18 protein-coding genes are annotated in these 21,321 nt (G+C 54.7%); 14 read left to right on the top strand and 4 right to left on the bottom strand.

The annotated features are described in order from the left end of the window. Positions 1 to 2: 2 nt before the first annotated feature. The 4 genes from leuC to leuL form a co-directional block, all read right to left on the bottom strand. On the bottom strand, positions 3 to 1,403 hold the full coding sequence (gene leuC / locus ACOTX1_RS09700; protein ID WP_003856382.1) for a 3-isopropylmalate dehydratase large subunit: 1,401 nt from the start codon (positions 1,401 to 1,403) through the stop codon (positions 3 to 5). Positions 1,404 to 1,405: 2 nt separating this feature from the next. Further along, a complete protein-coding gene (leuB, locus tag ACOTX1_RS09695; protein ID WP_023315384.1) occupies positions 1,406 to 2,497 on the bottom strand; it encodes a 3-isopropylmalate dehydrogenase in 1,092 nt (363 codons plus the stop codon). After that, a complete protein-coding gene (leuA, locus tag ACOTX1_RS09690) occupies positions 2,497 to 4,068 on the bottom strand; it encodes a 2-isopropylmalate synthase (protein ID WP_023315385.1) in 1,572 nt (523 codons plus the stop codon). The genes leuB and leuA overlap by 1 nt, the downstream gene beginning before the upstream one ends. A 91-nt stretch (positions 4,069 to 4,159) precedes the next feature. Further along, positions 4,160 to 4,246, bottom strand: a complete 87-nt coding sequence (gene leuL, locus ACOTX1_RS09685) for a leu operon leader peptide (RefSeq protein ID WP_057979999.1) — start codon at positions 4,244 to 4,246, stop codon at positions 4,160 to 4,162. A 628-nt stretch (positions 4,247 to 4,874) separates the two neighbouring features. On the opposite strand from leuL, the gene leuO reads away from it, so the two are divergent. The 14 genes from leuO (at position 4,875) to murG (ending at position 21,264) form a co-directional block, all read left to right on the top strand. Continuing rightward, entirely contained in the window at positions 4,875 to 5,819 is a 945-nt protein-coding gene (gene leuO, locus ACOTX1_RS09680; protein WP_023315386.1) for a transcriptional regulator LeuO, read from the top strand. Positions 5,820 to 6,195: 376 nt separating this feature from the next. After that, positions 6,196 to 7,920: an acetolactate synthase 3 large subunit gene (gene ilvI / locus ACOTX1_RS09675; RefSeq protein WP_003856373.1), complete on the top strand. Its 1,725-nt coding sequence runs from the start codon at positions 6,196 to 6,198 to the stop codon at positions 7,918 to 7,920. 1 nt (position 7,921) lies between these two features. After that, positions 7,922 to 8,413, top strand: a complete 492-nt coding sequence (ilvN, locus tag ACOTX1_RS09670) for an acetolactate synthase small subunit (RefSeq protein WP_003856371.1) — start codon at positions 7,922 to 7,924, stop codon at positions 8,411 to 8,413. Positions 8,414 to 8,592: 179 nt separating this feature from the next. Then, positions 8,593 to 9,597: a catabolite repressor/activator gene (gene cra / locus ACOTX1_RS09665; protein ID WP_003856369.1), complete on the top strand. Its 1,005-nt coding sequence runs from the start codon at positions 8,593 to 8,595 to the stop codon at positions 9,595 to 9,597. A 591-nt stretch (positions 9,598 to 10,188) separates the two neighbouring features. Continuing rightward, on the top strand, positions 10,189 to 10,647 hold the full coding sequence (gene mraZ / locus ACOTX1_RS09660; protein WP_003856368.1) for a division/cell wall cluster transcriptional repressor MraZ: 459 nt from the start codon (positions 10,189 to 10,191) through the stop codon (positions 10,645 to 10,647). A gap of 2 nt (positions 10,648 to 10,649) precedes the next feature. Continuing rightward, positions 10,650 to 11,591, top strand: a complete 942-nt coding sequence (gene rsmH, locus ACOTX1_RS09655; RefSeq protein ID WP_003856366.1) for a 16S rRNA (cytosine(1402)-N(4))-methyltransferase RsmH — start codon at positions 10,650 to 10,652, stop codon at positions 11,589 to 11,591. After that, complete coding sequence (ftsL, locus tag ACOTX1_RS09650) at positions 11,588 to 11,953, top strand: cell division protein FtsL (RefSeq protein WP_003856363.1); 366 nt, start codon at positions 11,588 to 11,590, stop codon at positions 11,951 to 11,953. The genes rsmH and ftsL overlap by 4 nt, the downstream gene beginning before the upstream one ends. A gap of 15 nt (positions 11,954 to 11,968) precedes the next feature. Next, positions 11,969 to 13,735, top strand: coding sequence for a peptidoglycan glycosyltransferase FtsI (locus ACOTX1_RS09645; RefSeq protein WP_023315387.1), 1,767 nt, complete (start codon positions 11,969 to 11,971; stop codon positions 13,733 to 13,735). Then, positions 13,722 to 15,209 (top strand): UDP-N-acetylmuramoyl-L-alanyl-D-glutamate--2,6-diaminopimelate ligase, encoded by a 1,488-nt coding sequence (gene murE, locus ACOTX1_RS09640; RefSeq protein ID WP_023315388.1) that lies wholly within the window; start codon positions 13,722 to 13,724, stop codon positions 15,207 to 15,209. The genes ACOTX1_RS09645 and murE overlap by 14 nt, the downstream gene beginning before the upstream one ends. Next, positions 15,206 to 16,564: a UDP-N-acetylmuramoyl-tripeptide--D-alanyl-D-alanine ligase gene (gene murF / locus ACOTX1_RS09635; protein ID WP_023315389.1), complete on the top strand. Its 1,359-nt coding sequence runs from the start codon at positions 15,206 to 15,208 to the stop codon at positions 16,562 to 16,564. The genes murE and murF overlap by 4 nt, the downstream gene beginning before the upstream one ends. Then, positions 16,558 to 17,640 carry a phospho-N-acetylmuramoyl-pentapeptide-transferase gene (gene mraY / locus ACOTX1_RS09630; RefSeq protein WP_003856353.1) on the top strand — a complete coding sequence of 361 codons (1,083 nt, stop codon included), beginning with the start codon at positions 16,558 to 16,560 and terminating at the stop codon, positions 17,638 to 17,640. Before murF ends, mraY begins: the two co-directional genes overlap by 7 nt. Positions 17,641 to 17,642: 2 nt before the next feature. After that, complete coding sequence (gene murD / locus ACOTX1_RS09625) at positions 17,643 to 18,959, top strand: UDP-N-acetylmuramoyl-L-alanine--D-glutamate ligase (protein ID WP_023315390.1); 1,317 nt, start codon at positions 17,643 to 17,645, stop codon at positions 18,957 to 18,959. Next, entirely contained in the window at positions 18,959 to 20,203 is a 1,245-nt protein-coding gene (gene ftsW / locus ACOTX1_RS09620; RefSeq protein ID WP_023315391.1) for a cell division protein FtsW, read from the top strand. The genes murD and ftsW overlap by 1 nt, the downstream gene beginning before the upstream one ends. Then, complete coding sequence (gene murG / locus ACOTX1_RS09615) at positions 20,200 to 21,264, top strand: undecaprenyldiphospho-muramoylpentapeptide beta-N-acetylglucosaminyltransferase (protein ID WP_003856347.1); 1,065 nt, start codon at positions 20,200 to 20,202, stop codon at positions 21,262 to 21,264. The genes ftsW and murG overlap by 4 nt, the downstream gene beginning before the upstream one ends. The last annotated feature ends 57 nt before the right edge of the window (positions 21,265 to 21,321 follow it).

The following is a 21,321-nucleotide window of genomic DNA, read 5'->3' as shown; positions in this document are numbered from 1 at the left end:
CCTTATTTCAGGCTGCGAATATCGGCGAAATGACCGGTGACTGCCGCAGCGGCGGCCATTGCCGGGCTGACCAGGTGGGTGCGCCCACCGCGGCCCTGACGGCCTTCAAAGTTACGGTTGCTGGTGGAGGCACATCGCTCGCCCGGATTCAGGCGGTCGTTGTTCATCGCCAGACACATGGAGCAGCCGGGCAGGCGCCATTCGAAGCCTGCTTCGATAAAGATCTTATCCAGACCCTCCGCTTCCGCCTGGGCTTTCACCGGACCGGAGCCCGGCACAACCAGCGCCTGCACGCCCGGCGCCACTTTGCGGCCTTTAGCAATTTCTGCCGCAGCGCGTAAATCTTCAATACGGGAGTTGGTACAGGAGCCGATGAACACTTTATCAATGCTCACGTCGGTCAGCGGTACGCCGGGTTTCAGCCCCATATAGGCCAGCGCCTTTTCCGCACTGGCGCGCTCGACCGGATCGGCGAAGGAAGCCGGGTCAGGAATGCTGTCGTTGACAGAAATCACCTGGCCCGGGTTGGTGCCCCAGGTGACCTGCGGGGCGATCTCTTCCGCCTGTAACGTCACAACGGTATCAAAAATTGCCCCCTCGTCCGTTTTCAGGGTTTTCCAGTACGCTACCGCGTCGTCAAAATTCTGACCTTTCGGCGCATGCAGACGCCCCTTCACATAGTTGAAGGTGGTTTCGTCTGGGGCCACCAGTCCTGCTTTGGCGCCCATCTCAATGGCCATGTTGCACAGGGTCATACGACCTTCCATGCTCAGCGCCTGGATAGCATCTCCGCAGAACTCAACGACGTGACCGGTGCCGCCTGCACTGCCGGTTTTGCCGATAATCGCCAGCACGATATCTTTCGCGGTAATGCCAGGTGCCGCTTTGCCCTTCACTTCAATCTTCATGGTTTTGGCGCGGCCCTGCTTCAGGGTCTGCGTCGCCAGAACGTGTTCAACTTCAGAGGTCCCAATCCCGAACGCCAGCGCGCCAAATGCGCCGTGGGTTGCGGTATGGGAGTCGCCGCAGACGATGGTCATGCCTGGCAGGGTAATCCCCTGCTCAGGCCCCATTACGTGGACGATACCCTGATAGGGGTGGTTCAGATCGTACAGCTCCACGCCAAACTCGTTACAGTTCTTAATCAGCTCCTGCATCTGGATACGCGCCATCTCGCCAGATGCATTGATGTCTTTGGTCTGGGTGGAAACGTTGTGATCCATCGTGGCAAAGGTTTTACCCGGCTGACGCACCGGGCGCTTGTGCGCGCGCAGGCCGTCAAATGCCTGAGGAGAGGTCACTTCATGTACCAGATGACGGTCGATGTACAACAGTGGGGTTTCGTTTGGTGCTTCGTAGACCACGTGCGCATCAAACAACTTCTCATATAACGTCTTAGCCATGATTACACCCCTTCAGCGACATAGTGGGCAATGATGTCGCCCATTTCATCGGTACTGACTGCCGCCGTGCCGCGTGCTAAATCGCCGGTACGGACGCCTTCTTCTAACGCCCGGTTAATGGCGTTTTCAATTGCGGTTGCTGCATCGCCTGCATCCAGGCTATAGCGCAGCAGCAGAGCCAGGGAGAGGATCTGCGCAATCGGGTTGGCGATGTTTTTGCCTGCGATATCCGGCGCGGAGCCGCCCGCCGGTTCGTACAGGCCAAAGCCTTCTTCGTTCAGGCTGGCCGAGGGCAGCATACCCATGGAGCCGGTGATCATGGCGCATTCATCCGAGAGAATATCGCCGAACAGGTTGGAGCACAGCAGCACGTCAAACTGAGACGGATCTTTGATCAGCTGCATCGTTGCGTTGTCGATATACATATGCGACAGCGCAACGTCCGGGTACTGCTTAGCGACTTCACTGACGATTTCGCGCCACAAAATAGACGACTGGAGCACGTTTGCTTTATCAATAGAGGTCACTTTACGGCGGCGTTTGCGCGCTGACTCAAACGCGATATGGGCGATACGTTCGATTTCAAAACGGTGATAGACCTCGGTATCAAACGCTTTCTCATGCTGACCGCTGCCTTCGCGACCTTTTGGCTGACCGAAGTAGATGCCGCCGGTCAACTCACGCACGCACAGGATGTCGAAACCGTTGGCCGCGATATCCGCGCGCAGCGGGCAAAACTCTTCCAGCCCCGGGTACAGTTTCGCCGGACGCAGGTTGCTGAACAGTTTGAAGTGCTTGCGCAACGGCAGCAGCGCACCGCGCTCTGGCTGCTCTGCTGGCGGCAGGTGTTCCCATTTTGGGCCGCCCACGGAGCCAAAAAGAACGGCATCGGCATTTTCGCAGCCTTCTACAGTCCCTTTCGGCAGGGGAGTACCGTGATTATCAATCGCAATACCGCCCACGTCGTAGTGGCTGGTGGTAATTTTCATCGCAAAACGCGAACGAACAGCTTCCAGTACTTTCAGCGCCTGTGCCATCACTTCCGGGCCAATACCGTCACCCGGCAACACAGCAATATGGTAATTCTTCGACATCACACGGTTTCCTTGTTGTTCTCTTTATTCTGAGCTTTGCGTTGCAACTCTTTTTCGACTTCGGCGGCGCGCCAGATGTTGTTCAGGACATGCACCATCGCTTTCGCGGAGGATTCGACGATATCTGTCGCCAGACCCACACCGTGGAAGCGGCGACCGTTGTAGTTGACGACGATATCAACCTGGCCCAGGGCGTCTTTACCGTGCCCTTTTGCCGTCAGGTCGTATTTCACCAGCTCTACGTCGTACTCAGTGACGCGGTTAATCGCCTGGTAAATGGCATCCACAGGGCCGTTACCGTTGGCGGCTTCCGCTTTAATTTCATCGCCGCAGGCCAGCTTGACGGAGGCGGTAGCGATATCGCTTGAGCCTGACTGAACGGTGAAGTAGTCCAGACGGAAGTGTTCTGGCTCTTCCTGCTGTTTATTGATGAATGCCAGTGCTTCCAGGTCGTAATCGAAGACCTGGCCTTTCTTGTCAGCCAGCTTCAGGAATGCGTCGTACAGCTGATCCATGTTGTAATCGCTGTCCTTATAACCCATCTCTTCCATACGGTGTTTTACCGCCGCGCGGCCAGAGCGCGAGGTCAGGTTCAACTGAACCTGGTTCAGACCGATGGATTCCGGAGTCATGATTTCGTAGTTTTCACGGTTCTTCAGCACGCCATCCTGGTGAATACCGGAGGAGTGGGCGAACGCGCCAGCCCCAACAATCGCCTTGTTCGCCGGGATCGGCATGTTGCAAATCTGGCTCACGGTCTGGCTGGTGCGCCAGATTTCGTTGTGATTGATGCGAGTGTGCACGTTCATAATGTCTTTGCGCACCTTGATCGCCATGATCACTTCTTCCAGCGAGCAGTTGCCGGCACGTTCACCAATGCCGTTCATTGCCCCTTCTACCTGACGCGCGCCGGCGTGAACGGCGGCGATGGCATTGCCCACAGCCAGGCCCAAATCGTCATGGGTGTGCACGGAGATGATGGCTTTATCAATATTTGGCACGCGATCGTACAGGCCGGTGATGATGTTGGAGAACTCAAACGGCATGGTGTAGCCGACGGTATCCGGGATGTTGATAGTTCTGGCTCCGGCATTAATCGCGGCTTCCACTACCCGGGCCAAATCATCAATCGGCGTGCGGCCTGCATCTTCACAGGAGAATTCGACGTCATCAGTGTAGTTACGCGCGCGTTTGACCATATACACCGCACGTTCAATCACTTCATCCAGCGTACTGCGCAGCTTGGTCGCAATGTGCATGGGGGAAGTGGCAATGAATGTATGGATACGGAAGGCTTCTGCAACTTTCAGGGATTCCGCGGCCACATCAATATCTTTCTCTACGCAGCGAGCCAGACCGCACACGCGGCTGTTTTTGATGGTGCGGGCGATGGTCTGCACTGACTCGAAATCACCTGGCGAGGAGACGGGAAAGCCGACTTCCATTACGTCTACACCCATGCGTTCGAGGGCCAGAGCAATTTGCAGTTTTTCTTTAACACTCAGGCTCGCCTGTAATGCCTGTTCACCGTCACGTAAAGTAGTATCGAAAATAACGACTTGCTGGCTCATGGGTTAGGTCCTTGTCAGTCTTAGGGCGCCTTGCTACGAGCATAAAAAAACCCGCGCAGTGGCGCGGGTTTTTAGTTTTACTGAAGACGATTCAACGCTGAATTTCGCCCGCCAGTCTACCGCGCACAGTGGATGCGTTTAGTAGTAGTAGACCGGTGAAACGAAGGGTGCGAATCATGAATCGTGCTCCAGGTGAATGCGATATGCTTTTAGTGGTACTGGATACGCCAACTCATGTCAACCCCTCTCAGGCAAAACGGCCACTCAGTACAGGATAAACACATTAGCTAATTGTGCTGGTTTTTGCATGTCTAACCGATTTTATTGTCTATTATTGGACTGGCGATTCATCTCTGGAATAATTTGAATATAATTGGTAGCAATTGAACATACTATTTTTACCAATGTGCTGTGAAATGGAATCTGTTTCATATCATTGATTTATAAATTACATGAATGATTTGCGGGTGAGTAAGTTATCAAAATTGATATCATTTTGTTAATGAAAATGCGATGTATGCCATTAATAGTTTAATAACACTTAAGTCATTATTAATGAGTGCGTTGATTGTGCATTTGTCTGATTTATGGTTTCATGCCCACATTAAAGTTTGAGATATCTTTTGAACGATCTTTAGCTCTTCATTTATGGGATGCGTAAAGTCGCTCGTGGAATGGGGTCTCTTTATATATTCCGAATTTTAAATAATTTCCTTTCGCTTGTTGTATATGCATGGTAAATCATATTTTTCGAAGTTATTACTGTACCTTGGCAAAGGGAATTTAGCGTGACGGTGGAGTCAGAAATGCCAGAAAATAATATTAACCAACCACAGACTTATGATGGGGTTAAGCCTCAGTTGCGCACAGTGGATCTCAATCTGTTAACTGTATTTGATGCAGTTATGCAGGAGCAGAATATTACGCGAGCAGCGCAATCTCTGGGAATGTCTCAACCTGCCGTGAGTAATGCCGTAGCCAGACTTAAGGTGATGTTTAACGACGAGTTATTCGTCCGCTATGGAAGAGGTATCCAGCCCACGGCGCGTGCATTCCAGCTATTCGGTTCGATTCGTCAGGCGCTACAGCTGGTACAAAATGAGCTTCCCGGCTCGGGTTTTGAACCCTTAAGCAGTGAACGGGTTTTCCATCTCTGTGTTTGCAGTCCGTTAGACAATTATTTGACGTCTGTTATATATAATAAAGTTGAACAGATTGCTCCTAATATTCATCTCGTTTTTAAATCATCATTAAATCAAAATACTGAGCACCAGCTTCGTTATCAGGAAACGGAGTTCGTTCTGGGCTATGAAGAGTTTCGCCGTCCAGAGTTTGCCTGTGTTCCATTGTTTAAAGATGAAATGGTGTTAGTCGCCAGCAAAAAACATCCCCGTATGAATTCTCCACTGCGTGAAAGCGATGTTTACAGCGAGCAGCATGCCGTGGTTGCTCTGGACAGATATGCCTCATTTAGTCTGCCGTGGTATGACACTGCCGATAAACAAGCCAGCGTGGCCTATCAGGGAATGGCGATGGTCAGCGTATTGAATGTCGTTTCTCAGACGCAGCTAGTCGCTATTGCACCGCGCTGGCTTGCTGAAGAGTTCTCCGATTCGCTGAGCCTGCAAATTTTACCTCTGCCGCTCAAGCTGAATAGCCGTACCTGTTATCTTTCCTGGCATGAAGCGGCGGGGCGGGATAAAGGGCATCAATGGATGGAAGAGCTGCTGGTCAATATTTGTTGTCGATAAGACAGGATGAATAAACCGCATGGTACCATGCGGTTTATTCTGTGGTTTTTTATGCAAGCAATATTTTGTTCTGTGCGCATTTTTTCAGACGCTCAGGGAGGCTTAAAAATAGATGATTTCCTGATCCATCCTCTTTTTAAGAGATGAATTATTAGCGTCTCCCCTCATAGCAGATGAATTCACCATATTCGTGTCTGACAGCTGTTTTTTCTGCTTTTATTGCCCATTCCTGCATTCCGTTTGCTAATTGCCTGGCTCATAACGAGCGGTTAAGGTATCCATCACTCTGCACATTATAAGATGGGTTTACCCTGTCAGAAGACGGCGCGGAAATGAATTCTGTTGACCGTCTATAACAAAAGCCTGGAGGCAAAGCATGGAGATGTTGTCTGGCGCGGAAATGGTCGTCCGATCGCTTATCGATCAGGGCGTGAAGCAAGTGTTCGGCTATCCTGGAGGTGCGGTTCTTGATATTTATGACGCGCTGCACACGGTAGGCGGTATTGATCATGTTCTGGTTCGTCATGAACAGGCTGCTGTGCATATGGCAGACGGCCTGGCCCGCGCCACGGGCGAGGTGGGTGTTGTGCTCGTCACTTCCGGACCGGGGGCGACCAATGCCATTACCGGCATTGCGACTGCGTATATGGACTCCATTCCCCTGGTCATTCTCTCCGGACAGGTGGCGACGTCACTGATTGGCTATGATGCGTTTCAGGAATGCGACATGGTGGGGATCTCACGCCCCGTGGTGAAGCACAGCTTTCTGGTTAAACAAACGGAAGACATCCCGGGCGTACTGAAAAAAGCCTTCTGGCTGGCCGCCAGCGGTCGTCCTGGGCCAGTGGTTGTCGATCTGCCAAAAGATATTCTCAATCCCGCGAATAAACTGCCTTACCTGTGGCCTGAGTCGGTGAGCATGCGTTCATATAATCCGACGACGCAGGGGCACAAAGGCCAGATTAAGCGTGCGCTGCAAACGCTGCTGGCTGCGAAAAAGCCCGTAGTCTATGTGGGGGGCGGCGCCGTCAATGCAGCCTGTGAAACGCAACTACGCGAACTGATCGAGAAGCTGAATCTTCCTGTCGCGTCATCGCTGATGGGGCTGGGGGCATTCCCGGCTACCCACCGTCAGGCGCTGGGCATGCTGGGTATGCACGGCACCTATGAAGCCAATATGACGATGCACCATTCTGATGTGATTTTTGCCGTCGGCGTGCGTTTTGACGATCGCACCACCAATAATCTGGCGAAATACTGTCCGCATGCGACGGTGCTGCACATTGATATCGATCCGACTTCAATCTCTAAAACGGTGCCGGCGGATGTGCCGATCGTGGGGGACGCACGACAGGTGCTGGATCAAATGTTGGATCTGCTGGCGCAGGAGACCGCGTCTCAACCGCTGGACGAGATCCGCGACTGGTGGCAGCAAATCGAACAGTGGCGTGGCCGTCAGTGCCTTAAGTACGACACACAAAGTGAGAACATCAAGCCGCAGGCGGTGATCGAGACGATCTGGCGTCTGACCAATGGCGATGCGTATGTCACATCTGACGTGGGCCAACATCAGATGTTCGCTGCGCTGTATTACCCGTTTGATAAACCGCGTCGCTGGATCAACTCTGGCGGGCTCGGCACGATGGGCTTTGGTCTGCCCGCCGCGCTGGGGGTGAAGCTGGCGTTGCCAAACGAAACGGTGATCTGCGTGACGGGTGATGGCAGCATACAGATGAATATTCAGGAGCTTTCTACTGCGCTGCAATATGAGTTGCCAGTGCTGGTGCTGAACCTGAATAACGGTTACCTCGGTATGGTAAAGCAGTGGCAGGATATGATTTATTCTGGCCGTCACTCTCAGTCTTATATGAAGTCACTTCCTGACTTTGTCCGCCTGGCTGAAGCCTATGGTCATATTGGCATGCGGGTAACCGATCCGTCAGAGCTGGAAGCGAAGCTCGGCGAAGCGCTTGAGCACGTTAAAAACAATCGCCTCGTCTTCATGGACGTCATCGTCGACGGCACAGAGCACGTTTATCCGATGCATATCCGTGGCGGCGGTATGGATGAAATGTGGTTAAGCAAAACGGAGAGAACCTGATATGCGCCGGATATTATCTGTATTACTGGAAAATGAGTCGGGCGCACTGTCACGCGTCATTGGGCTTTTTGCGCAGCGCGGCTATAACATTGAAAGCCTGACCGTTGCGCCGACCGATGATCCAACGCTCTCCCGCATGACGATCCAGACTGTCGGCGATGCGAAAGTGCTTGAGCAGATCGAAAAACAGTTGCACAAACTGGTGGACGTGTTGCGCGTCAGCGAGCTGGGGCAGGGGGCTTACGTCGAACGTGAAGTGATGCTGGTGAAAATTCAGGCCAGCGGTTACGGTCGTGAAGAGGTCAAGCGCAACACGGATATCTTCCGTGGGCAGATCATCGACGTCACGCCTTCTATATATACTGTGCAGCTTGCCGGAACGAGCGATAAGCTGGATGCGTTCCTGGCCTCCGTCAGGGATGTAGCAAAAATTGTTGAAGTTGCGCGCTCTGGCGTTGTTGGCCTCTCGCGCGGCGATAAAATCATGCGTTAGTTGCGCAAAAGGTTCGCCTCTTTCAGCCCGGTAGCCAAAGCCGGGCTTTTTTTTGCGTAATCCACCGACAACGCGGACAAAAGCGGTTGCCGTGAAAGCTATTCTGCGTTTAGATGTTAAAATATTTAACCATAACCTTGACAGGGCCATGGACTTTTTTCTTTTTTTGAGGGGCAATTGTGAAACTGGATGAAATCGCCCGGCTCGCCGGCGTGTCGAGAACCACGGCCAGCTATGTGATTAACGGTAAAGCAAAGCAGTATCGTGTCAGCGATAAGACCGTTGAGAAAGTGATGGCAGTCGTTCGTGAGCATAATTACCATCCGAATGCTGTCGCCGCAGGTTTACGTGCCGGGCGCACCCGCTCGATTGGCCTGGTGATCCCGGACCTGGAAAATACCAGCTATACCCGCATCGCCAACTATCTGGAACGTCAGGCTCGTCAGCGGGGCTATCAGCTGTTGATTGCCTGCTCCGAGGATCAGCCTGACAACGAGATGCGCTGCATTGAGCATCTGCTGCAACGTCAGGTTGACGCCATCATCGTGTCGACCTCTTTACCACCAGAGCATCCTTTCTATCAGCGCTGGGCAAACGATCCGTTCCCGATTGTGGCGCTGGATCGTGCGCTGGATCGTGAACATTTCACCAGTGTCGTAGGTGCCGATCAGGACGATGCAGAAATGCTGGCTGCCGAGCTGCGTACCTTCCCGGCTGAAACGGTGCTGTATCTTGGCGCTTTGCCTGAACTTTCCGTAAGCTTCCTGCGTGAACAAGGGTTCCGTACGGCATGGAAAGACGATCCGCGTGACGTTCATTATCTGTATGCCAACAGCTATGAGCGTGAAGCGGCTGCCCAGCTGTTCGAGAAATGGCTGGAAACGCACCCGATGCCGCAGGCGTTGTTTACCACCTCGTTTGCCCTGTTGCAGGGGGTGATGGATGTGACGTTACGTCGCGATGGCAAACTGCCATCCGATCTGGCGATTGCGACCTTCGGCGATAACGAACTGCTCGACTTCCTGCAATGTCCGGTGCTGGCCGTGGCCCAGCGTCACCGCGACGTCGCCGAGCGCGTGCTTGAGATTGTTCTGGCAAGCCTGGATGAACCCCGCAAACCGAAACCCGGACTTACGCGTATCAAACGTAATCTCTATCGGCGCGGAATTTTGAGCCGCCATTAATATTTCCACAGGGGCGGTAAAACTGCCCCTTTTGAAGCGCATTTATTGCGGGAAATAATTCCCGGATAAAAATTAGGATTTATCTCTAAGATTCATAGCCTGCTATTATTCTGAATCCATTTTGACGTTAAAAAGTGCAATTATAATTTTTAACGGGCATTTCTTTGTATTGTTTTGTTACAAACATGTGCCAGCCGATGAATATTCAGCCATTTTTTACTCCCCCCTTCAGACCTCAACGCACACGAACGAATCCATCTGGCTTTGAGGTTAATCTGGCGCTGTTATCCCCCGGCGATATGCCTTAAAATGCTGCCCGCGTCGCAAACTGACACTTTATATTTCCCTGCGATGATATTGAGTGAGTCTTTACGCTCGTGTGCATATTCTGTTTTTTTCTTACAAATATTCATAACGTTAATTTTGCCTCGCCAGTTGTGTAGTAATTAGCCAGGTCACGCTTGCTCTGTAAATACGGTGCTTTCGCGCCGGTATAGAGAGAGTCCTGGCTTGACAAGCTTTTCCCTCGCTCCGTAAACTCCTTCAGGTGGGAATTTGTGGGTTAAAGTGGTGAGGAGGGGTGAGACTGGCATGTTCCGTGGAGCAACGTTAGTCAATCTCGACAGCAAAGGGCGTTTATCGGTACCAACCCGATACCGCGACCAGCTGATTGAGAACGCTTCGGGTCAACTGGTTTGCACCATTGACATCAACTCCCCCTGCCTGCTGCTTTACCCTTTGCCTGAATGGGAAATCATTGAGCAAAAGCTGTCGCGACTGTCGAGCATGAACCCGCAGGAACGCCGCGTACAGCGGCTGTTATTGGGACATGCCAGTGAATGTCAGATGGATAGCGCCGGGCGATTATTGATTGCGCCTGTGTTGCGGCAACATGCCGGTCTGACTAAAGAAGTGATGCTGGTCGGACAGTTCAACAAGTTTGAACTGTGGGACGAAACGACCTGGTATCAACAGGTCAAGGAAGATATCGACGCTGAGCAGTCTGATTCCGAAACATTATCGGAACGGCTGCGGGACTTGTCTCTATAAATATGATGGAAAATTATAAACATACAACGGTGCTGCTGGATGAGGCCGTTAACGGCCTGAATATTCGTCCAGACGGCATCTATATTGATGGCACTTTTGGTCGCGGTGGTCACTCGCGTTTGATCCTCTCTCAGCTTGGAGCGGAAGGACGCCTGCTGGCAATTGACCGCGATCCGCAGGCGATTGCCGTTGCGCAAACCATCGATGATCCTCGCTTTTCCATCGTGCATGGACCTTTCTCTGCGCTTGCGGATTATGTCGCTGAGCGCGGCCTGACCGGCAAGATCGACGGGATTCTCCTCGATCTTGGCGTCTCTTCACCACAGCTTGATGATGCAGAACGCGGTTTTTCCTTTATGCGTGATGGACCGCTGGATATGCGTATGGACCCTACTCGCGGCCAATCTGCCGCTGAATGGTTACAAACTGCTGACGAAGCGGATATTGCCTGGGTAATCAAAACCTTCGGCGAAGAACGCTTTGGCAAACGTATTGCCCGCGCCATCGTGGAGCGCAACCGCGTTGAGCCAATGACCCGTACCAAAGAACTGGCAGAAGTCATCGCGGCGGCAACGCCGGTGAAGGACAAGCACAAACATCCTGCGACCCGTACCTTCCAGGCGGTTCGTATCTGGGTAAACAGTGAACTGGAGGAAATAGAGCTGGCGCTAAAAAGCTCGCTCGACGTGCTGGCCCCGGGTGGGCGGTTATCCATCATCAGTTTCCATTCGCTGGAAGATCGCATCGTAAAACGCTTTATGCGTGAACAGAGCCGCGGTCCGCAGGTTCCAGCTGGGCTGCCGATGACGGAAGAACAACTCAGAAAGCTGGGCGGCCGTCAGTTGCGAGCATTAGGCAAGTTGATGCCGGGCGAAGAAGAGGTGGCAGAGAATCCACGTGCCCGTAGTTCAGTGCTGCGTATTGCAGAGAGGACGAACGCATGATCAGCAGAGTGACAGAGACCCTAAGCAAAGTTAAGGGATCGTTAGGAAGCAACGAGCGCCATGCCTTGCCTGGCGTGATCGGCGACGATCTTTTGCGGTTTGGGAAGCTGCCACTCTGCTTGTTCATTTGCATCATTGTGACGGCAGTCATGGTGGTCACCACCGCTCACCATACCCGTTTATTAACTGCGCAGCGCGAACAGATGGTACTGGAACGCGATGCGCTGGATATTGAATGGCGAAATCTGATCCTTGAAGAAAACGCGCTCGGCGATCACAGCCGGGTTGAACGGATCGCAACGGAAAAACTGCAATTACAGCATGTTGATCCTTCGCAGGAAAATATCGTAGTACAAAAATAAGGGAAAACGCGACGCATGAAAGCAGCGGCAAAAACGCTAAAACCAAAACGCCAGGAAGAACAGGCCAACTTTGTCAGTTGGCGTTTTGCGTTGCTTTGCGGCTGCATTTTACTGGCGCTGGGTTTCCTGCTGGGACGCGTGGCGTGGCTACAAATCATCGCGCCTGACATGCTGGTGCGTCAGGGTGATATGCGTTCTCTGCGCGTGCAGGAAGTTTCTACCTCTCGTGGGATGATCACCGATCGCTCCGGCCGTCCGCTGGCGGTGAGCGTGCCGGTGAAGGCGATCTGGGCCGATCCGAAAGAGTTACACGACGCAGGCGGGATCACCCTTGATAACCGCTGGAAGGCGCTCTCAGACGCGTTGAAAATGCCGCTGGATCAGCTGGCGTCACGCGTTAACGCCAACCCGAAAGGGCGCTTCATCTATCTTGCTCGTCAGGTGAACCCTGACATGGCTGACTACATTAAGAAACTGAAGCTGCCGGGCATTCATCTGCGGGAAGAATCCCGCCGTTACTATCCTTCCGGCGAAGTCACCGCGCACCTGATTGGCTTTACCAACGTGGATAGCCAGGGGATTGAGGGCGTTGAAAAAAGCTTCGACAAGTGGCTTACCGGCCAGCCTGGCGAGCGAATCGTGCGTAAAGACCGCTATGGTCGCGTCATTGAAGACATTTCCTCGACAGACAGCCAGGCCGCGCACAACCTGGCCCTGAGTATTGATGAACGCTTGCAGGCGCTGGTCTATCGTGAGCTGAACAACGCCGTCGCGTTTAACAAGGCGGAATCGGGCAGCGCCGTGTTGGTGGATGTGGCAACAGGCGAAGTGCTGGCGATGGCCAGTAGCCCCTCATACAACCCGAATAATTTTGCCGGTACAGCAAAAGATGCAATGCGTAACCGCTCCATCACCGATGTGTTTGAACCCGGTTCGACCGTAAAACCCATGGTGGTGATGACGGCTCTACAGCGAGGCATCGTCAACGAAAATACCGTTCTGAATACGATCCCTTATCGAATTAACGGTCACGAAATCAAAGACGTGGCACGTTACAGCGAACTGACCCTGACCGGGGTCTTACAGAAGTCGAGTAACGTCGGTGTGTCAAAACTGGCGTTAGCGATGCCGTCCTCAGCGTTAGTAGATACTTACTCACGTTTTGGGCTGGGAAAGGCGACCAATTTGGGGTTGGTCGGAGAACGCAGTGGCTTATATCCTCAAAAACAACGGTGGTCTGACATAGAGAGGGCCACCTTCTCTTTCGGCTACGGGCTAATGGTAACTCCCTTACAGTTAGCGCGAGTCTACGCAACGATTGGCAGCTATGGCATTTATCGTCCGCTGTCGATCACCAAAGTTGATCCACCGGTTCCGGGGGAACGTGTTTTCCCGGAATCTATCGTTCGTACCGTCGTGCATATGATGGAAAGCGTCGCGTTACCTGGCGGTGGCGGCGTGAAGGCCGCAATTAAGGGCTATCGTATCGCCATTAAAACCGGTACAGCGAAAAAAGTGGGGCCGGACGGCCGCTATATCAACAAATACATTGCCTATACCGCAGGCGTAGCGCCTGCAAGCAATCCGCGTTTTGCACTGGTGGTCGTCATCAACGATCCGCAGGCGGGTAAATACTACGGCGGCGCCGTCTCCGCGCCTGTGTTCGGGGCTATTATGGGCGGCGTGTTGCGCACCATGAACATTGAACCGGATGCGCTGGCGACGGGCGAAAAAAGTGAAGTTGTAATTAATCAAGGCGAGGGAACAGGTGGCAGATCGTAATTTGCGCGACCTTCTTGCTCCGTGGGTGCCTATGCTACCTGCGCGAGCACTGCGAGAGATGGTACTGGACAGCCGCGTAGCGGCTTCTGGCGATCTTTTTGTGGCAGTGGTGGGTCATCAGGCGGACGGGCGTCGTTATATCCCGCAGGCGATTGCGCAAGGTGTTGCTGCCATTATTGCTGAGGCCAAAGATGAGGCAACAGACGGTGAGATCCGTGAAATGCACGGCGTGCCGGTCATCTATCTCAGCCAGCTGAATGAGCGTCTCTCCGCGCTGGCAGGACGTTTTTACAACGAACCTTCCGACCAGTTAAAGCTGGTTGGCGTGACAGGAACCAACGGAAAAACCACCACCACTCAGCTGATGGCGCAGTGGGCGCAGCTGCTGGGCGAAACCGGTGCCGTCATGGGCACGGTGGGGAACGGTCTTCTGGGCAAAGTAAGCCCGACGGAAAACACTACAGGCTCGGCGGTTGACGTGCAGCGTGTGCTGGCGGGCCTCGCTGAGCAGGGGGCGACCTTCGCTGCGATGGAAGTCTCTTCCCATGGTCTGGTACAACATCGCGTGGCGGCCCTGAAATTTGCTGCCTCTGTCTTTACTAACCTGAGCCGCGATCACCTTGATTATCATGGTGATATGGAGCACTACGAAGCGGCGAAATGGCTGCTTTATTCCACTCACCACCACGGGCAGGCGATCATTAACGCCGACGACGAAGTCGGTCGCCGCTGGCTGGAAAAACTGCCAGATGCGGTGGCGGTGTCGATGGAAGATCGCATTAATCCGAACTGCCGCGGCCGCTGGCTGAAGGCGGTCGAGGTGAACTACCACGATAGTGGGGCGACGATCCGCTTCGCTTCCATCTGGGGCGAAGGTGAAATTGAAAGCCGCCTGATGGGGGCCTTTAACGTCAGTAACCTGCTGCTGGCGCTGGCGACGCTGCTGGCGCTGGGTTACCCGATGGCGGATCTGCTGAAAACGGCTGAGCGTTTGCAACCGGTCTGTGGCCGCATGGAAGTGTTTAGCGCGCCGGGCAAGCCGACGGTGGTTGTGGATTACGCCCACACGCCGGATGCGCTGGAAAAAGCGCTGGAAGCGGCGCGTCTGCACTGCGCTGGCAAGCTCTGGTGCGTGTTTGGCTGCGGTGGCGATCGCGACAAGGGCAAACGTCCGCTGATGGGCGCCATCGCTGAGCAGTTCGCGGATATTCCCGTGGTAACCGATGACAACCCGCGTACCGAAGAGCCGCGGGCCATTATCAACGACATTCTGGCGGGCATGCTGGATGCGGGACGTGCGCGCGTGGTCGAAGGCCGTGCGGAGGCCGTGACTAACGCCATTATGCAGGCGCAGGAGAACGATGTGGTTCTGCTGGCCGGTAAAGGTCATGAAGATTATCAGATTGTCGGCAATCGTCGTCTGGATTACTCCGACCGCGTGACGGCAGCGCGTCTGCTGGGAGTGGTGGCATGATTAGCATTACGTTAAGCCAGGCCGCTGCGGTATTGCAGGGGGTGCTGCATGGTCAGGATCTGACCATCGAGGCTGTAACCACCGACACCCGTAAGGTGACGGCGGGCTGCCTGTTTGTGGCGCTGAAGGGTGAACGTTTTGACGCCCACGATTTTGCGCAACAGGCTAAAGATAACGGCGCGGGCGCGCTGCTGGTCAGTCGTAAGCTCGATATCGATTTGCCGCAGATTGTGGTGAAAGATACGCGCCTGGCGTTTGGCGAGCTGGCGGCATGGGTTCGCCAGCAGGTGCCAACACGCGTCGTGGCACTGACGGGCTCGTCGGGCAAAACCTCCGTTAAAGAGATGACCGCGGCGATCCTTAGCCAGTGCGGTAACACGCTTTATACGGCGGGCAACCTTAATAATGACATCGGTGTGCCGATGACGCTGCTGCGCCTGACCCACGAGCATGAATATGCGGTGATTGAGTTAGGGGCTAACCATCAGGGCGAAATCGCCTGGACCGTGAGCCTGACCCGTCCGGAAGCGGCGCTGGTGAATAACCTGGCGGCGGCACATCTTGAAGGTTTTGGTTCTCTGGCCGGTGTGGCGAAAGCGAAAGGTGAAATTTATACCGGCCTGCCGGATGACGGCATCGCCATTATGAACGCCGATAACAACGACTGGCTGAACTGGCAGAGCATCATTGGTTCACGTAAAACCTGGCGCTTCTCACCGAATGCGGCAAACAGTGATTTTTCGGCGACCAACATTCATGTGACGTCACACGGCACCGAGTTCACCCTCACAACCCCAACGGGCGACATCGACGTGCTGCTGCCCCTGCCGGGTCGTCATAACATCGCCAATGCGCTTGCTGCGGCAGCGCTCTCAATGGCGGTAGGTGCCTCACACGCGGCGATCAAAGCAGGTCTGGCAAATTTAAAAGCCGTGCCGGGGCGTCTGTTCCCGATCCAGCTGGCTGAAAACAAACTCCTGCTGGATGACTCCTACAACGCTAACGTTGGCTCAATGACGGCGGCCGTGCAGGTCTTGTCTGAAATGCCGGGCTATCGCGTGATGGTTGTGGGCGATATGGCCGAGCTGGGTGATGAAAGCGAAGCCTGCCATGTTCAGGTGGGTGAAGCGGCGAAAGCCGCCGGGCTTGACCGCGTATTGAGCGCAGGCCCGCTGAGCAAGGCCATTTCCGATGCCAGTGAAGTTGGCGAACATTTTGCCGATAAATCTGCACTGATCGAACGCCTGAAGGCATTGATTACAGAAAAACAGATTGTGACTGTTTTAGTTAAAGGTTCACGTAGTGCCGCCATGGAAGAGGTTGTGCACGCATTACAGGAGAACGGGACATGTTAGTTTGGCTGGCCGAACATTTGGTCAAATATTACTCAGGCTTTAACGTCTTTTCCTATCTGACGTTTCGTGCCATCGTCAGCCTGCTGACTGCGCTGTTCATCTCGCTGTGGATGGGCCCGCGCATGATTGCCCGTCTGCAAAAACTCTCTTTCGGCCAGGTTGTGCGCAACGACGGTCCGGAATCGCACTTCAGCAAGCGGGGTACGCCGACCATGGGCGGGATCATGATCCTGACCGCGATTGTGGTGTCCGTGCTGCTGTGGGCGTATCCGTCTAACCCCTACGTCTGGTGCGTGCTGACCGTTCTGGTTGGCTACGGGATCATCGGTTTTGTTGATGACTACCGCAAAGTCGTACGCAAAGACACCAAAGGTTTGATCGCCCGCTGGAAGTATTTCTGGATGTCGGTGATTGCGCTGGGCGTGGCCTTTGCCCTTTACCTGGCAGGAAAAGACACCCCGGCTACCGAGCTGGTGGTGCCGTTCTTCAAAGACGTGATGCCGCAGCTGGGGCTGTTCTACATTTTGCTGGCTTACTTTGTGATCGTCGGTACCGGCAACGCCGTCAACCTGACCGATGGTCTGGATGGCCTGGCCATCATGCCAACCGTGTTTGTCGCGGGCGGTTTCGCGCTGGTAGCCTGGGCGACCGGTAACATGAACTTTGCAAATTACCTGCACATTCCGTACCTGCGACACGCGGGGGAACTGGTTATCGTCTGTACGGCGATTGTCGGGGCGGGGCTGGGCTTCCTGTGGTTCAACACCTATCCGGCGCAGGTCTTTATGGGCGACGTCGGTTCACTGGCGCTGGGCGGCGCACTGGGTATTATCGCCGTGCTGCTGCGTCAGGAGTTCCTGCTGGTAATCATGGGCGGTGTGTTTGTGGTTGAGACGCTGTCGGTGATTTTGCAGGTCGGTTCCTTCAAGCTGCGCGGTCAGCGCATCTTCCGTATGGCACCGATTCACCACCACTATGAACTGAAAGGCTGGCCGGAGCCGCGCGTCATTGTGCGCTTCTGGATTATTTCGCTGATGCTGGTGCTGATTGGCCTGGCAACGCTGAAGGTACGTTAATCATGGCAGATTACCAGGGCAAAAAAGTCGTTATCATCGGGTTGGGCCTCACCGGCCTCTCCTGCGTGGACTTTTTCCTTGCGCGTGGCGTGACGCCGCGCGTGATGGATACGCGCGTCTCTCCGCCGGGTCTGGACAAGCTGCCGGAGCAGGTTGAACGCCACCTGGGTGGTCTGAATGATGAGTGGCTGCTGGCCGCCGATCTGATTGTTGCCAGCCCCGGTATGGCGCTGGCGCATCCTTCCCTGAGCGCCGCCGCGGATGCAGGCGTTGAGATTGTCGGCGATATCGAACTGTTCTGCCGGGAGGCGCAGGCGCCGATCGTCGCCATTACTGGTTCAAACGGTAAAAGCACCGTCACCACGCTGGTGGGGGAAATGGCGAAGGCGGCGGGCAAAAATGTCGGCGTGGGCGGTAACATTGGTCTGCCCGCTCTGATGCTGCTTGATAAAGGGTGCGAGCTGTTCGTCCTTGAGCTTTCCAGCTTCCAGCTGGAAACCACTTCAAGCCTGCATGCGGCGGCGGCGACGATCCTAAACGTCACCGAAGATCATATGGACAGATACCCGTTCGGCTTGCAGCAATACCGTGCGGCCAAACTGCGCGTTTATGAAAATGCCAAAGTTTGCGTGGTGAATGCCGATGATGCACTCACCATGCCGGTGCGCGGCGCAGACGATCGCTGCATTAGCTTTGGTATTAATATGGGTGACTATCACCTTAACCGTCAGCAGGGCGAAACCTGGCTGCGGGTGAAAGGTGAGAAGGTGCTGAACGTGAAAGAGATGATGCTCTCCGGCCAGCATAACTACACCAATGCCCTGGCGGCGCTGGCGCTGGCGGATGCCGTTGGCCTGCCGCGATCTTCAAGCCTGAAGGCGCTGACCACCTTTACCGGCCTGGCGCACCGGTTCCAGCTTGCGCTGGAGCACAACGGCGTACGCTGGATTAACGATTCCAAAGCGACCAACGTGGGTAGCACCGAGGCGGCACTGAACGGTCTGCACGTTGATGGCACGCTGCACCTGCTGCTGGGCGGCGACGGTAAATCGGCTGACTTCTCCTCGCTGAAGCAGTACCTCAACGGTGATAACGTGCGCCTGTATTGCTTTGGCCGCGATGGTAGCGAGCTGGCGGCGTTGCGTCCTGAGGTCGCCGAGCAAACCGAGACCATGGAGCAGGCGATGCGTCTTATCGCCCCACGCGTGAAGCCCGGCGATATGGTGCTGCTCTCACCAGCATGTGCCAGCCTCGATCAATTCAAGAATTTCGAACAGCGGGGTGATGTCTTTACCCGCCTGGCGAAGGAGTTAGGCTGATGCGTTTATCTCTCCCTCTCCTGAAAATGCCGCGCCTGCCAGGATTTGGTATCCTGGTATGGCTGTTTACGGCGCTGAAAGGCTGGGTGATGGCTTCACGGGATAAAGATTCCGACAGCCTGATCATGTACGACCGCACGCTGTTCTGGCTCACGCTGGGGCTGGCAGCGATCGGCTTTATTATGGTCACCTCGGCGTCAATGCCTGTCGGACAGCGTCTGGCAAACGACCCCTTCCTGTTTGCCAAGCGTGACGGGCTTTACATCATTCTCGCGTTCTGCCTGGCGCTGATCACCTTACGCCTGCCGATGTCGTTCTGGCAGCGGCACAGTACGGCCATGCTCATCGCCTCAATCATCATGCTGTTGATCGTGCTGGTTGTCGGGAGCTCCGTTAACGGGGCATCACGCTGGATTGCCTTTGGCCCACTGCGTATTCAGCCGGCGGAGTTCACCAAACTGTCGTTGTTCTGCTACCTGGCTAACTACCTGGTGCGTAAAGTTGACGAAGTCCGTAACAACCTTCGCGGCTTCTTAAAACCGATGGGCGTGATTCTGGTCCTCGCGATCCTGCTGCTGGCGCAGCCCGACCTCGGTACGGTAGTCGTACTGTTTGTCACTACGCTGGCGATGCTGTTCCTGGCGGGCGCAAAACTGTGGCAGTTCATTGCCATCATCGGGATGGGGATTTCGGCGGTGGTGCTGCTGATCCTCGCCGAACCCTACCGTATCCGCCGTGTGACCTCGTTCTGGAACCCATGGGAAGATCCGTTCGGCAGCGGTTACCAGCTGACGCAGTCGCTGATGGCGTTTGGCCGCGGCGAAGTCTGGGGCCAAGGCCTGGGCAACTCGGTGCAAAAACTGGAGTATTTACCGGAGGCGCACACCGACTTCATCTTCTCCATTATTGGGGAAGAACTGGGTTATATCGGTGTGGTATTGGCGCTATTAATGGTATTCTTCGTCGCTTTCCGCGCCATGTCGATTGGCCGGAAAGCGCTGGAGATCGATCACCGCTTCTCCGGTTTCCTGGCCTGCTCTATTGGTATCTGGTTTAGCTTCCAGGCACTGGTAAACGTTGGGGCGGCAGCGGGTATGTTGCCGACTAAAGGTCTGACGTTACCGTTGATCAGTTATGGTGGTTCGAGTCTGTTGATCATGTCGACGGCCATCATGTTTTTGTTACGCATAGATTATGAAACGCGTCTGGAGAAAGCTCAGGCGTTTACACGAGGTTCACGATGAATCAACCGAAGCGGTTAATGGTGATGGCAGGCGGTACCGGTGGACACGTGTTCCCGGGGCTGGCGGTTGCGCACCATTTAATGGAACAGGGCTGGCAGGTACGCTGGCTGGGAACCGCAGACCGCATGGAAGCCGACCTGGTACCTAAGCACGGTATCGAGATCGACTTTATTCGTATTTCTGGCCTTCGTGGCAAAGGGATCAAGGCGCTGCTGCTGGCGCCGGTGCGCATTTTCAATGCCTGGCGTCAGGCGCGCGCCATCATGAAGCGCTTTAAGCCTGACGTCGTTCTGGGCATGGGCGGTTACGTTTCCGGCCCTGGCGGACTGGCGGCGTGGTCATTAGGGATCCCCGTTGTTCTGCATGAGCAGAACGGTATTGCCGGTTTGACCAACAAATGGCTGGCAAAAATCGCCACCAAAGTTATGCAGGCCTTCCCCGGGGCATTCCCGAAAGCGGATGTCGTAGGGAATCCGGTACGTGTGGACGTGCTGGCGCTGGCGCTGCCAGATACGCGTCTGGCGGGTCGTGAAGGGCCGGTGCGGGTGCTGGTCGTCGGCGGTTCCCAGGGCGCGCGTATTTTAAACCAGACGATGCCGCAGGTTGCGGCAAAACTGGGTGATGCAGTGACCATCTGGCACCAGAGCGGGAAGGGCGCTCAGCAGACCGTTGAGCAGGCCTACGCGCAGGAAGGTCAGCCGCAGCATAAAGTAACTGAATTTATTGATGATATGGCCGCAGCCTATGCATGGGCCGATGTCGTGGTCTGTCGCTCGGGCGCGCTGACGGTGAGCGAAATCGCCGCCGCCGGTTTACCGGCGCTGTTTGTGCCGTTCCAGCACAAAGATCGACAGCAGTACTGGAATGCGCTGCCGCTTGAAAAAGCGGGTGCCGCGAAGATTTTTGAGCAGCCACAATTTACCGCTGATGCGGTCGCCACTACCCTGGCGGGCTGGAACCGGGATGTATTACTGGAGATGGCGCAACGCGCACGCGCGACCGCTATCCCGGATGCAACGGAACGGGTGGCAAAAGAAGTGAGCCTGGCAGCCCAGGCATAATTCTCGCAGCGCGTGTTGCGCTGCACGATTTTTTTGAAGTAGTCGATGGCGTTTAGA

Source organism: Enterobacter cloacae complex sp. IR5401 (assembly GCF_049238425.1).
Taxonomy (GTDB): Bacteria; Pseudomonadota; Gammaproteobacteria; order Enterobacterales; family Enterobacteriaceae; genus Enterobacter; species Enterobacter hormaechei_C.
This window is presented reverse-complemented; position numbering and strand designations above follow the sequence as displayed.